Annotated in this window: 14 protein-coding genes; all 14 read right to left on the reverse strand. The window is 46.0% G+C overall.

Features of this window, described 5'->3' with window-relative positions:
* Positions 1-98: 98 nt before the first annotated feature.
* The 14 genes from lpxB to tsf all read right to left on the reverse strand — a co-directional run bounded on the left by lpxB (position 99) and on the right by tsf (position 13,705).
* The gene (lpxB, locus tag GUA87_RS11965) at positions 99-1,262 is read right to left on the reverse strand and encodes a lipid-A-disaccharide synthase (protein ID WP_193716782.1); all 1,164 of its coding nucleotides are present in this window, start codon (positions 1,260-1,262) and stop codon (positions 99-101) included.
* Entirely contained in the window at positions 1,255-2,115 is an 861-nt protein-coding gene (locus GUA87_RS11970) for an LpxI family protein (protein WP_193716783.1), read from the reverse strand. The genes lpxB and GUA87_RS11970 overlap by 8 nt, the downstream gene beginning before the upstream one ends.
* Positions 2,093-2,878, reverse strand: a complete 786-nt coding sequence (gene lpxA, locus GUA87_RS11975; RefSeq protein WP_193716784.1) for an acyl-ACP--UDP-N-acetylglucosamine O-acyltransferase — start codon at positions 2,876-2,878, stop codon at positions 2,093-2,095. The genes GUA87_RS11970 and lpxA overlap by 23 nt, the downstream gene beginning before the upstream one ends.
* Before the next feature lie 101 nt (positions 2,879-2,979).
* Positions 2,980-3,435: a 3-hydroxyacyl-ACP dehydratase FabZ gene (fabZ, locus tag GUA87_RS11980; protein ID WP_193716785.1), complete on the reverse strand. Its 456-nt coding sequence runs from the start codon at positions 3,433-3,435 to the stop codon at positions 2,980-2,982.
* The gene (gene lpxD / locus GUA87_RS11985) at positions 3,432-4,460 is read right to left on the reverse strand and encodes a UDP-3-O-(3-hydroxymyristoyl)glucosamine N-acyltransferase (protein WP_193716786.1); all 1,029 of its coding nucleotides are present in this window, start codon (positions 4,458-4,460) and stop codon (positions 3,432-3,434) included. The genes fabZ and lpxD overlap by 4 nt, the downstream gene beginning before the upstream one ends.
* 1 nt (position 4,461) lies before the next feature.
* A complete protein-coding gene (locus GUA87_RS11990; protein WP_193716787.1) occupies positions 4,462-5,016 on the reverse strand; it encodes an OmpH family outer membrane protein in 555 nt (184 codons plus the stop codon).
* Positions 5,017-5,028: 12 nt separating this feature from the next.
* Positions 5,029-7,311, reverse strand: a complete 2,283-nt coding sequence (gene bamA / locus GUA87_RS11995) for an outer membrane protein assembly factor BamA (protein ID WP_227711842.1) — start codon at positions 7,309-7,311, stop codon at positions 5,029-5,031.
* A gap of 54 nt (positions 7,312-7,365) precedes the next feature.
* The gene (gene rseP, locus GUA87_RS12000; RefSeq protein ID WP_193716788.1) at positions 7,366-8,517 is read right to left on the reverse strand and encodes an RIP metalloprotease RseP; all 1,152 of its coding nucleotides are present in this window, start codon (positions 8,515-8,517) and stop codon (positions 7,366-7,368) included.
* 24 nt (positions 8,518-8,541) lie between these two features.
* Positions 8,542-9,744 carry a 1-deoxy-D-xylulose-5-phosphate reductoisomerase gene (locus GUA87_RS12005; protein WP_193716789.1) on the reverse strand — a complete coding sequence of 401 codons (1,203 nt, stop codon included), beginning with the start codon at positions 9,742-9,744 and terminating at the stop codon, positions 8,542-8,544.
* Position 9,745: 1 nt separating this feature from the next.
* A complete protein-coding gene (locus GUA87_RS12010; protein ID WP_193716790.1) occupies positions 9,746-10,555 on the reverse strand; it encodes a phosphatidate cytidylyltransferase in 810 nt (269 codons plus the stop codon).
* Complete coding sequence (locus tag GUA87_RS12015) at positions 10,548-11,282, reverse strand: isoprenyl transferase (RefSeq protein ID WP_193716791.1); 735 nt, start codon at positions 11,280-11,282, stop codon at positions 10,548-10,550. The genes GUA87_RS12010 and GUA87_RS12015 overlap by 8 nt, the downstream gene beginning before the upstream one ends.
* A 6-nt stretch (positions 11,283-11,288) precedes the next feature.
* A complete protein-coding gene (gene frr, locus GUA87_RS12020; RefSeq protein ID WP_193716792.1) occupies positions 11,289-11,846 on the reverse strand; it encodes a ribosome recycling factor in 558 nt (185 codons plus the stop codon).
* 61 nt (positions 11,847-11,907) lie between these two features.
* Entirely contained in the window at positions 11,908-12,624 is a 717-nt protein-coding gene (gene pyrH / locus GUA87_RS12025) for a UMP kinase (protein ID WP_193716793.1), read from the reverse strand.
* A gap of 154 nt (positions 12,625-12,778) precedes the next feature.
* Positions 12,779-13,705, reverse strand: a complete 927-nt coding sequence (gene tsf / locus GUA87_RS12030) for a translation elongation factor Ts (RefSeq protein ID WP_193716794.1) — start codon at positions 13,703-13,705, stop codon at positions 12,779-12,781.
* Between the last annotated feature and the right edge of the window lie 14 nt (positions 13,706-13,719).

Genomic DNA, 13,719 nt, shown 5'->3' on the forward strand with positions numbered 1-13,719 from the left:
TGAATGACAATCATCCACCGCTTTCATATCGACTAAAAAAATTCTTTTTCTATGGATTACCGGTTGCCGGTATATTGACCTTATCGGTCCTTCTCTACCTATCCTGAGATAAGCTCTTTAACGATCCTGGCTGCCTGAAGTCCAGGTGCTTCCCCGTTCCCTTGAAGCTTTGACATGGCACTGTTGTAGCCAGCTTGCTGCTGCTCTACTGCATTGTTGTCTGTCAGCAATTTTTTAATCGCAGGGGACAAATTCTCAACCGTACAGTCTTCCAGCAAAAACTCTGGCACAACTTCCTGCTCTTCCAGAATGTTCACCAGATTTACATAATCCAGTTTTACCAATTTGCGGGCCAAATAAGACGTTACAGGATGCATTCGGTAAGCAATAACTGATGGCAGTCCGGCCATCGCCAGCTCTAGCCCCACCGTCCCAGACGCCGCCAGAGCCGCGTCCGATGCTGCCATCGCATCATATTTCTCGCCTGCTGCCTCGACGAGCAATGGCTCAAGGTCTGTATTCTGAAAATACTCGGTTACTAACGGTCTGGTCTTGCCAATAACAGGGATAACCAATTTTAAGTTCCTGACATTTTGCATCACATGGCGAACACTGTCCGTGAAAATGTCCAAATGCCTCGTAACTTCCCCTTTACGGCTACCCGGCAGCATCATAAGGAGCTTGGTATCTTCACCTATCCCGTGAGCTCTTCTGAACTTGTCCCGGTTACCCTTATCAGCCCCACTTTCAATGATTGAATGGCCGACAAAGCTAGCGGCAAGACCTTCTTTCTCAAAATAGGGAGGTTCAAAAGGCAAAAGTGTCAAAAGGTGATCATAAAGCCCCGCTATTTTCTTGGCACGTCCTGGACGCCAGGCCCAAACGGACGGGGCAACATAATGAACCTTCAGAAAACTGGCATCTTTGAGTTTCTTTGCTACCCGGAAACTAAAATCCGGAGCGTCAACAGTTATAAATACATCAGGTTGAACCGAGTTCGCATGTGATGCAGTGTGCTTGATCCGTTTTAAAAGATTTTTAAGTTGGGGTAATACCTCGGCAATACCCATCACGGTCAATTCATCCATGGGAAAAAGGCTCTTAAGTCCTTTCTCTTCCATGAGAGGGCCACCTACCCCATGAAATTCCAGATTTTCTTGACCAAACAATTCGATCAGTCCCGTCATGAGACGGCTTGCGAGCAAATCACCTGACGGCTCTCCAGCAACGAGGAAAATCTTGAGCCTTTTTGGATCATACATCGCCACTTGCCTCAATGGCATATATAAACAGACCAAGAGTATTTGCTTTCTTCAAAAACTCTTCACGGTCCAGAATAATTGTATTTCCGGCTTCAATGACAAGGCCAGACAAGTTTGCAGACTTCATTTGCTGCAATGTATCCAGTCCAACAGTTGGCATATCCGCTTTTAAGTTCTGACCCGGTTTGGGTAATTTGACAAGCACACCTGCCTGGCTCTCCCAAGAAAGGTCTTCACAACGATTAAGAAGCTTTTCAGTACCTTCTGCCGCCTCTACTGCCAAGACATACCCTTTTCGTATGACGATCGCCTGCCCGATATCTAATGCACCAATTTGTCGGCAAATGACACTCCCCTTCTCAATGTCACCCAGCTGATCAGAGGACGGTATAATGTCATTTAACGGACCGCTTGAAATGGTCAGCTCTTCTTCAAGTTCATGCGCACCCAACACATGATATCCTTTTTCCTCAATATAGTTGGTCACAGCAGACAACAGACCATCATCCCCTTTACTAAGTGCGCCACCAATGCGGGCGATTAGCTTGGCCCCTTCAAAATCTGGAATAAGTTTGCTGAAATTTGGTCTGCTGACCGGGCCTGCAAGGGTTACAGCAGTGCAGCCACTTTTTTTAAGTGCTTTGAGAAATTTTCCCACCTTCGCGATGGGGACAATATCGTGCGGAAAACCAGAATACCTGTTTGGATCCGCCTCCCCCTCAACGAGGAGGAAATGAAAGGATAATCCACGCTTCTCTAGCGATGAAGCCAGGGACAGAGGAAGATCCCCTCGCCCTGCGATTATACCAATTTTTTCATCTAGGCCGAGATTATGACGGCTGGCAGAAGCCACGTTTGGACTCCCCATTGATGAAATCGACCACCTGGCGAACAACTTCTGATTCAGGAAAATTCTGTTGCAGTTTTACTGTTCGCTCCTGAAAAGTACCTTCGTGCGAAAAAAGCTGTTTATAGCCATTGCGAAGTGCATGGATCTCTTCACGAGGGAAGTTGCGGCGTTTCATTCCAGTCAGGTTAAGTCCAGCCAATACAGCGCGGTTCCCTGTCGCTGAGCCAAATGGAATAATATCCGTTTCCACACCAGATGCTCCGCCTATCATCGCATGAGCACCAATTCGCACAAACTGATGAACCGCTGACAGTCCACCAATGATAGCAAAATCTTCTACGATAACATGTCCACCTAGTGTCGCATTGTTTACAAGGATTACATTGTCACCCACAAGGCAATCATGGGCCACATGCGCCCCAATCATGATCAGACAATCATTCCCCACTTTAGAGAGGCATCCACCACCTTCGGTACCAGGGTTGATAGTGACATGTTCGCGAATAACACAACGCTCGCCAATGATCACTTCACTATCTTCCCCATGGAATTTCAAGTCCTGAGGCGCATGACCAATAGAGGCGAAGGGAAACACGGTGGTCCCCTTACCAATGGTCGTTTTGCCTGCGACAGCAACGTGTGATTTCAGTACTGCCCCTTCGTGGATTGTTGCGCCGCTCTCAACAACGCAAAAAGGTCCGATTTCAGCACTTGGATGAATATCGGCACCGTCTTCAATCACGGCAGTCTGATGTATGTTCGGCATTTAATTACCAACTTAAATAATATTCGTTTAGTCTTGCTACCAATTCCAGTGAATTGCAGCAAATCACGCTTTGTTTCAACGGGTTTCGACCCGTGAAAGAACTAGTCGGTAATCATTGCGGCAAAGTCAGCTTCAGCAACTTTTTTGCCTTCAACTTCCACTATACCAGTAAACTTCCAGACCGGTCCACGCTGCTGTTTTTTTGTGACTTTAATGTGCATAACATCACCAGGTGTCACCGTTGCACGGAACTTTGCGTTGTCGATTGACATAAATAGAACGTTCTTTTTCTCATTCTCAGCGCCAAGGGTCTTGATAACTAACACAGCAGAGGTTTGAGCCATGGCTTCTACGATCATAACACCAGGCATAATCGGACGGCCCGGGAAATGCCCTTGGAACTGAGGCTCGTTCATTGTCACACATTTGATGCCGGTTGCACTTACATCCGGAACAATATCAACCACACGATCAACCAGCAGCAGAGGATATCTGTGTGGAATGAGTTCCAGAATCTGTTGAATATCGACAGCATCTACAACATCATTTTCGCTCATTTACGTGGTCCTTTTCTCTTTGCCAACTGCGCGAGGGTGGCAACTGATCTAAAAAATTCTTTTCGCGGGCGTGCTGGAAATCCGGCATAGACCTGTCCTGCTGGAATATCTGATATTACACCTGATTTTGCAGTGACAGTCGCCCCCATCCCAACGGTTAAATGGCCAGCCATACCAACTTGACCACCCAAGACAACAAAATCTTCAAGCACACTGCTACCTGAAATACCAGTTTGGGCGGCCAGTATACAACCTCGGCCCATTTTCACATTATGTCCAATCTGACATAAATTATCGATCCAGCAACCATCGCCGATAACCGTATCGGGTCCTGCCCCTCTATCAATTGTGGTATTTGCACCAATCTCAACGGAATTTCCAATGATCACACGGCCTAGCTGTGGGATTTTGATGTGCCCGGCTGGATCTGGCGCAAAACCAAAACCATCACAACCAATACGAACTCCAGAATGGAGGGTTACTTGATCCCCAATATCGCACATTTTGAGGGTTACTTGTGCATGAATAAGGCAATTCTCACCCAGTGTGGAATTGCTTTCAATAACACAATGAGAGCCAATGATTGTCCCGGAGCCAACTTTGACACCGTCTTCAACAACCGAATAAGCACCTACAGAAACATTTTCACCCAAAATTGCAGTATCAGAGATAAACGCTGTAGGATGAACAACCCCTTTTGAGATTTCTTGCGGATAAAAATGAGCTGAAATCTTTGCGTAGGCCTTGTAGGGGTCTTTGGCAAGCAACAGCGTCATTCCATCTGGCACGACGTCAGTAAATTGGTCTGATACGATACAAACACCAGCAGAGGAATTTCGAAATTCATCGGCATATTTTGGATTGCTCAGAAAACTCAAATGATCTTTCTGGGCTTTATCAAGAGGCATGACATCCTGAACAGATTTACTCGTTTCACCTGCACCAGCTATTTCGGCGCCAACAAACTCAGCCAATTCGCCAACAGTATAGGGACCCGAATTCGAAAAAAATCTTGGATCTGCCATTTTACTTCTTCAAAGGTACAAGTTTCAAAGGCAGCTTAGTAAGCTTTCTGTTCAAATCCTTACTTACCGCAGCAGTGATATTAAGTTCTTTGCTAACAAAGATAACCTGTTTCCGCTCCAAAATAATTGTTGCACCGACTTGTTTTGCTACTTTGGAAACAATCGGTTCCATGGCCTTTTCGATTTTCTTCAGTGCTTCAGCTCGCGATGCCGCAAGTTGCCGAAATTTCATCTGAAACTCATTGCGGCTATCGCGCATTTCAATGCTTAATGCGTTCTGCTTTTGAGAAAACTGCTCAGGTGCCAAGATCGCACGCTGTTGATTAAGAGAGAGTTGGCGATCACGAAAGTTCTCTTCCTTGGCTTTCGCGTCAGAACGCAGCTTTGCATCCAACTCTTTCAATTGCCGGTCTATGTCTTTCATTGCGGGAGAGTCTACGAGCACTTGCCCCAGATCAATAATTGCGATCCGCTGCCCCGCAGCTTCCGCATACATTGGACCAAACGCGATGATCGCGACCGCAAATAAAATAACTTTTCTGATTCCAGATACCATTAAATAACCTGCTTAGAAACGTGTACCAAATTCAAGCTGGAACACTTCTTCCCTATCAAAAGATTCTTTAAGGAACGGGTACGAAATATTGACTTGTAGCGGGCCAAAAGGGGATGTCCAGTTTACACCGAAGCCTGCAGAAGCACGGAGGCTTGCTTCATCTTCAATATTCGGATCATCGTCATCAATACCGGTTGCTGTACCTGCATATACGAAAGTTCGTCCAACCAGTCCAAACTCTTCTGGGAAACCAAGCGGGAAACGAACCTCAGCTTTACCTACAGCGTATAGGTTGGATCCCAAACCATCGCCACTTGGCTCATCTCTTGGTCCAATGCCTGTTTTCTTAAAGCCTCTGAAAGACCGCCCGCCAATTTTGTAGCGTTGTGACAAGATAACATCCTCTCCAAGGCCAACAATATATCCAGCATCGGCGCCAATACTTAATACCACATCATCATCGACGATTGGGAAAAACTCGACATACTCGCCTTGTGTCGCCAGAGAGTAAACATCACCACCCAAGCCTGAAATAGTTTGCCCGATTGAATATTTTCTACCTTCTGTTGGTAAAATCGGATCATCCAGATAATTAAAAGTCAGTCTATAACCAACTGAAGAAATTAAAAATTCTCCTGCTGATTTTTGGATACTTACAGAAGCACTAGATTTTACGTTTTCAATTTTTTCGTTAATCAGGGCATAAGTCAAAGATGCACTAACATCCTCGGTAATTGGAAATCCAGTTCTCAACTGAATCCCTGTTTTCTGGGAATCATAACTTCCGGAATCCTGATTGTCCTGCTTTGTGTGGAAGATGTCAAAACCAGCCCGCAAGTCTTTACCCATGAAATATGGCTCAGTAAATCCGAGATCAATTTGTTGATTTTCGGCACCTAAAGAGATTTTGAAACGCAGATCCTGCCCTCGCCCTAATAGGTTTCTTTCGCGAAGTTGAAGATCCGCGGAAACAGAGTCTTGTGTAGAGAAACCAGCACCAACACTTAATTCACCCGTTGATTTCTCCTGCACGTCCACATTGATTATTGTTTTGTCAGGATCAGAGCCTTCATCCTGCGTCACTTCAACTTTTTCAAAGAAGTTCATTCCGCGTATTCGGGAACGTGACTTTCTCAATAGAGCGGTGTTGAACGCATCCCCCTCAACTAATCTGAATTCTCGACGGATCACGTGATCAAGGGTACGTACATTGCCTGTTATGTTAATTCGCTCGACATATACACGTGGTCCCTTTTTAATTTGATAATTCAATCCAATAGTCAGGTTTTCTTTATCACGATCTACTTTCGGGCGAACATTTACGAACGCATAACCAAGACGACCCAACTCAAAGGTAATATCCTGAATAGTCTCTTCAATAAGATCCGCATTATAAAACTGACCCTCAACGGTTTTCAGAAGAGGTCGTAATTGTTCGGATTGTAGGTCCTTCAGCTCACTCTCAACATCAATCTTACCAAACTTGTAACGCTCTCCTTCGTCAAGGGCAAAAGTGATATAGAAACCATCCCTGTCAGGTGTCAGTTCAGCCACAGCGGAAGTCACTCGGAAATCTGCATACCCCTTACTCAGGTAATATTTCCGAAGCAGTTCCCGGTCATAGGTTAAGCGATCCGGGTCATATGTATCCCCATCAGATAACAGATTATACCAACGACTTTCAGTGGTGGAAACTTGCCCGCGCAAGCGCTTATCTTTAAATCGCTTATTACCGATAAAACGGATTTTCTTGATGCCCGTCTCTTCGCCTTCATTAATCTCAAAAACCAAGTCGACCCGATTTTCTGGAAGCTGAATAACCTTAGGCTCTACCACAGTCGCAAATCGACCACTTCGCCGATAAACCGTAATAATTCTCTGTACATCATTTTGTACACGCGCACGTGTGTATACGACGCGCGGGCGCAACTGTACTTCGGCGCTCAGGATATCATCGGCAATACGAAGGTTACCCTCAAAAGCAAGGCGGTTGATGATTGGGTTTTCAACAACGCTGACAATAACCGCGGACCCTTCGCGACGGATAGATACGTCCGCAAACAAGCCTGTGTTAAACAGGGCTTTCAAAGATTTATCGATACGTGATCTGTTATATGGGGATCCAACAGAAAAGAGGAGATAGGATTGAACGGTTGCCCCTTCAATACGGCGGTTACCTTCAATGCGGACGTCACTGATAATCGCATTTGATTGAGCATAGGCCGTGTTTCTTTCAACATAAGAAACACTCGCCACTGCTGCCAAGAGCATACAGATAAAGACCGTTACGCGCAATTTCCCACCCCCCGAGCGGACAGATTTTGTTTTCTGCTTTTTGCCATTTCCTCGTCAGGAAAACAGCCCTGTAAAGAACGACTTGACCCATGGTTTATTCAAGTCATTCCATGTGGCGAATATCATTAGCATTAGAACGAGTGTTAGTCCAATGCGGAAACCATATTCCATAAATTTTTCGCTAACCGGACGCCCCATTGCAGCTTCCAGAGAATAGAATAACAAATGCCCACCATCCAGCATGGGAATGGGGAATAAATTGATCAGTCCAAGGCTAATTGAGACGAAAATCATGAAATTGAATAGTGACAGCGCGTTCGTTGTAAGATCGCTCCCGCGCTTTGCTGCATCCCCGGACATTTTCAGGATACCGAGCGGCCCGCTTAGCTCCTTCGTATCACGGGCTCCTGTGATCATCTGCCAGGCCCCCTTCAAGGTTGCTGTCGTCACAAACCAGGTTTGGTCCACAGCACTGGTTAAAGCGCTCACCGGCGAATGCTCTTTGAACTCCCGCTCAGTTGAGCGAATACCAAGTTGGCCTATTTTTTGAACATTCCCATCGCTATCTTTATGTTCAACAATATGCGGTACAATTTCCAAAGTGACTTTTTCACCGCTGCGATCAATCAGCAAGGAAAGCGGCTCATCAAGTCCAACTACTACAGTTTGGCGAAGCTGTTCGAAACTCTCAATTTCATCACCATTCACCGAAAGGACGCGGTCACCAGGCAAAATACCGGCTTCAAAAGCTGCACTATTTTCAACCACTTCAGATGCAATTGGTGGGGTATGGGCTTGACCCAAGGAGAGATGAAGAACGGTTAGGGCCGCAATCGCGAAAATATAATTGGCTGCAGGTCCGGCGAAGACAACAGCCGCTCTTTGCCATAGGGCTTTATGGTGAAACGAGACCCGTTTCTCTTCTTCACTGAGCGTATCAAGTCCGATATCTGCGTTACTAGCAACGCCAGCGTCCCCAAAGAATTTTACATAACCACCAAATGGAATGGCACTTATCCGCCATCTGCATCCGTTTTTATCATACCAACCATATAACTCTTTGCCAAAACCAATGGAGAAAACATCTACCTTCACACCGCAAAGACGCGCCACTTTATAGTGGCCATATTCGTGAATGAAGACCAGAACAGTTATAACAATCAGAAAAGCAGGAATATAGATCCAGTTCTCGCTGATAAACTCCATTTAACTCTCCACACACTTTGATAATTATACGCTGCTCAGCAATTCGAGCGCATTATCGCGCGCCCGCTGATCAACTTCAATCACTTCATCCAAGTTTGATAATTCACGTATGTCCGCAACCTGAAGAACTTTATCGACGATTGTGGCGATTTCAAGAAATCCGATCCTGTTCTTCAAGAAAGCCTCAACAGCAATTTCGTTTGCAGCATTCAAAATAGCAGGGGCACTCCCTCCCGCTTGCAGGGCTTCTCTTGCAAGTCTTAACGCAGGAAAAAGATCTTCATCTGGATCAAAAAAGGACAAAGACCCAATTTCCGCCAAGTTGAGCCGATCAGCTTTAAAAGGGTGCCTATGTGGCCATCCTAATGTGTAAGATATTGGGGTGCGCATATCAGGTGCGCCCATCTGCGCCAATACCGACCCGTCCCGATACTCAACCATACTGTGAATAATGGATTGCGGGTGAACAATGATATCAATTTGATTTTTCTCAACCGGGAAAAGAAAATAGGCTTCTATAAGCTCTAACCCTTTATTCATCATGGTTGCAGAGTCAATTGAGATCTTCGCTCCCATATCCCAATTGGGATGAGCTAAGGCCTGATCAGGGGTAACCTTTTCCATAAAGTCGCGACTTTTCCCATGAAAAGGTCCGCCTGAAGCCGTTAGAATAATGCGTTCTACAGTACTTTGTTGCTCACCTTCAAAAACCTGAAAAATAGCATTGTGTTCGCTATCTACTGGTAACAAAGTCGCGCCGCTTTTTCTAACTTGATCAAGAACCAGATCTCCGGCACATACAAGAGACTCTTTATTCGCCAATGCAACAGTGTTCCCGGATTTAATGCTTGCGAGTGTTGGGGCCAAACCTGCTGCCCCTACAATCGCAGACATCGTCCAGTCGACAGGTTCTGACGCCGCATCTATCAACGCTGACTCACCGGCTGCTGCTTCCACGTTACTTCCTGCAAGCAGGGCTTCCAATTCGCCCAACTTGCTCTCATCCCCAATAACGGCCAATTCCGCAGAAAGCTTGATAGCTTGCTCAGCTAGAGCTTCCACATTGGAATACGCTGTTAAGAAAGCAACATCAAAATCAGATGGCTTTTCTTCGATGAGTTTAATGGTGCTGCAACCAATAGATCCAGTCGCTCCAAGAATACTTATCCTTCTCGGCTTGCCTCCAATATCTGCTACTTCCTTCGAAAACTCTATGACATCCGTCATTTCAACTACCAACTATGTTTTTCAGGAAATATAGTGCAGGCGCAGCAAATAGCACCCCATCGAGACGATCTAGAATGCCACCATGTCCCGGGATTAGGTTACTGGCATCCTTGATGTCAAAGTAACGCTTCCAACCTGACTCGGTAAAATCGCCTACTTGGGCCAAAACCGCTATCAGCGCACCGGAGATAGCGAGAATATGAGCCGGAACCTCTAGCGTCAATAGATGCTCATTCACCAAAATTGCTGTGAAACCTGCACAAAGCGCACCCCCGATTAATCCTGCCCAGGTTTTGTTGGGGCTTATAGAAGTGGCGATTTTTGCGCCCCCGATACCTCGACCAACAAAAAAGGCTCCGATATCTGTCGCCCAGACGATCAGGAACAAAGCCAGTGTCCAGAACATTCCGATATCTTCATTACCTCTGAGCTCGAGAAGGCATATTGCGGGTATTCCGATATAAATTGGCCCCAGAAAACCGCCTTTCCACTCGCGTTCCTCTTTGCGGAACCAGGTAAGTCCCATCAAAGCCGCAGATGCGACAACTACACCTAAAAGGCTCGCTTCAAGAAAACCTTCAAACGCAAAATAAAGCGCCACGACAAGCCAGATTGAAACGAGAAGGGTGTAACTCGACCGGTTTTTCTGAAAAGAAGTCTTGCACCATTCCCAACTCATCCCCGCCACTGAAATAGCAAGAAATAGAGCAAACCAGACGCCTCCTAAATAAACGGCCCCAACTGCAATCGGGGCCAAAATCAAGGCTGAAATAATTCGAAGTTGCAAGGAAGAAAGATTGGATTTAGCCACTTACAGCCCCGTAACGTCGGTTTCGTGAATAAAACTCGTTAATTGCATCCTGAAGATCATTCCTTGTGTAGTCTGGCCACAACACGTCTTGAAAAATCAATTCGGAATAAGCCGATTGCCACAAAAGGAAATTACTGAGCCTCTTCTCTCCGCTGGTTCTGATAATCATGTCAGGATCGGGAATATCTTTTGTTTCCAAATAACCCTCGAACGAGCCTTCTGATAGATCAGCGGCGGAAACTTTTCCAGACGCGATATCCTCAGCCAACCGCACCGCTGATTCAACAATTTCAGCGCGGCCGCCATAACTTAATGCGATTGTCAAAGTGAGCGCAGAATTATGTGACGTTCTTTCAACCAGTTCTTTCGACAATTTTTGAACATCATCTGGCAACTTGCTGATATTGCCGATAAAATCAACTTTTACACCAGCATCAACAAGTTCATTGATTTCTTTGTTGAAGAAGAATTTAAACAACCCCATCAGGTGATTAACTTCCTCTTTTGGTCTTCTCCAATTCTCAGAAGAGAATGCAAAAAGTGTCAGATAAGGAATGCCCAATTCACGACAACCCTTGATCACCTCACGAACAGCTTTTGCCCCCTGTTCATGCCCTTTAAGGCGCGACATGGCCCGTTTGCCTGCCCAGCGTCCATTGCCATCCATAATGATGGCAATGTGCTTTGGCGCCTCAGGTAACAGATCTTTCTTTCCGACAACTTCCATCGAAGATCAGACCTGCATAATTTCAGCTTGTTTTTCGCTCAGGATTTCGTCGACTTTTTTAACATAAGTGTCAGTTAGCTTCTGAATATCATCTTCAGCTTTCTTCACATCATCTTTTGAAAAGTCACCGTCTTTTTCGGCTGCTTTCGCATCATCAATTCCGTGACGGCGTACATTTCTAACAGCCACTTTTGCCTGCTCAGCATAGCCACTTGCAACTTTAGCCAAATCAACACGACGTTCTTCCGTAAGCTCCGGAATAGGAACACGAACCGTCATGCCATCAACAACCGGGTTTAGCCCCAGACCTGAGTTGCGAATACCTTTTTCAACGGCAGCCACATTACTCTTGTCCCATACTGAAACCGCAAGCATCCGCGCTTCAGGCGCACTTACAGTACCAACCTGTTGCAATGGCATCTGTGCACCATAAGACTCTACCGTGACCGGCTCAAGCAAGCTCACATGAGCACGACCGGTACGAAGGCCGGCAAATTCGGTCTTTAGTGCTTCCACGGCTCCGTTCATACGTTTTTCTAGGTCTTTATAATCTGGCGCTGCCATTGTTATCTCCCTACTTCAGGGCCTTGAGGCCCCGACACAGCATCAATCCGTCTAAAGAAGTTTATTTAACTTCAGTGAATTTACCCTCTTTACAGAGGACATTTGAAAATGATCCTTCATCATGAATAGAGAAGACGAGGATCGGAATATTGTTTTCACGGGCCAAAGAAATGGCCGCGGCATCCATTACTTTCAGGTCTTTTGCAATAACTTCCAGATGCGTCAAAGTTTCAAACCGTTGAGCATCATCAAATTTCTTAGGATCTTTGTCGTAAACACCGTCAACGTTTGTGCCTTTTACCAAAGCATCACATTTCATTTCAGCTGCACGCAAAGCCGCCGCAGTGTCGGTTGTAAAGAACGGGTTCCCTGTACCAGCAGCGAAAATCACAACTCGACCTCTTTCCAGATGTCGTTCTGCACGACGGCGAATATAAGGCTCACATACGGTTGCCATTGGGATAGCGGAAAGAACTCGACTATCCATTCCCTCTTTCTCGATAGCGTGCTGCAAGGCAAGGGCGTTCATAACGGTTGCCATCATCCCCATATAATCGGCGTTGGCCTGATCCATACCTTGCGCAGTACCAGACACGCCACGGAAGATGTTACCACCGCCCACTACGATACAGATTTCAACACCCATATCATGGGCCTGTTTCACATCTCTTGCGATTCGGGAAGCTGTCTCCACATCAATTCCATATTGCTGATTTCCTAGTAATGCTTCACCGGAGCATTTCAACAAAACACGCTTGTATTGTGGCTCTTTCGACATATCGGTCCCCGAACACGTATAAATTATGAACAATAGTATTCCGGAAAGACAGCATACAGGATTGTCATAATTTTAAAAGTAATCCTGTCTTCCCATAAAAAGAAGGCGGCCTCGAGACCGAGACCGCCAAATTTCTTGAAGATTTTAAGGCAATTTAGCTGCTAACCGCAGCAGCAACTTCAGCAGCAAAATCTGATTCTTCTTTTTCGATACCTTCACCAACAGCAAAACGAACCATAGCCGTCAATTTAATTGGGCTACCGATTTCTTTTGCGACAAGGTCAATGGCTTTTTCGACAGTATTTTCACCGTCAATAACGAATGTCTGCTTCAGCAGAACAACGTCCTGATAGAATTTGTTGATACGGCCTTCGACCATTTTCGCGATGATTTCTTCTGGCTTACCAGATTCACGAGCCTGATCGCTCAACACCTGACGTTCACGTTCAACCAAGCTCTGATCGAGGTCATCAACACTGATAGACTGTGGGTTTGTCGCCGCGATATGCATGGCAAGTTGTTTACCCAGAGCAGTTAGGCGATCTGCATCACCTTCTGATTCCAAAGCAACCAGGATACCGATCTTGCCAAGGCCATCGGTTACTGCGTTGTGGATATAGGAAGCAACCACACCGTTACTAACTGTCAGCGCCTGCGCACGACGAAGAGACATGTTTTCGCCGATTGTTGCAATTGCGTTTGTCAGAGTAGCTTCGACTGTATCGGATGACCCTGGGTATGCAGCTGCCTTAACAGCGTCCAGATCATCACCAACAGATGCAACAACAGAAGCAATATCGCCAACCAGTTTCTGGAAGTCTTCGTTACGACCAACAAAATCTGTTTCTGCGTTTACTTCTACGATAGCACCTGTCGTGCCTTCAGTTTTAACAGCAACCAGACCTTCCGCAGCAACACGGCCAGACTTCTTGGAAGCAGTCGCCAGACCCTTTGTGCGCAGCCAGTCGATAGCCGCATCCAGATCACCGTTGGCTTCTGTCAGGGCTTTTTTACAATCCATCATGCCTGCGCCGGATTTCTCGCGCAGTTCTTTTACCAATGAAGCGGTAATAGCAGACATAACTAATTCCTCAT

Origin of the sequence: Sneathiella sp. P13V-1 (assembly GCF_015143595.1) — a bacterium.
Classification (GTDB): domain Bacteria; phylum Pseudomonadota; class Alphaproteobacteria; order Sneathiellales; family Sneathiellaceae; genus Sneathiella.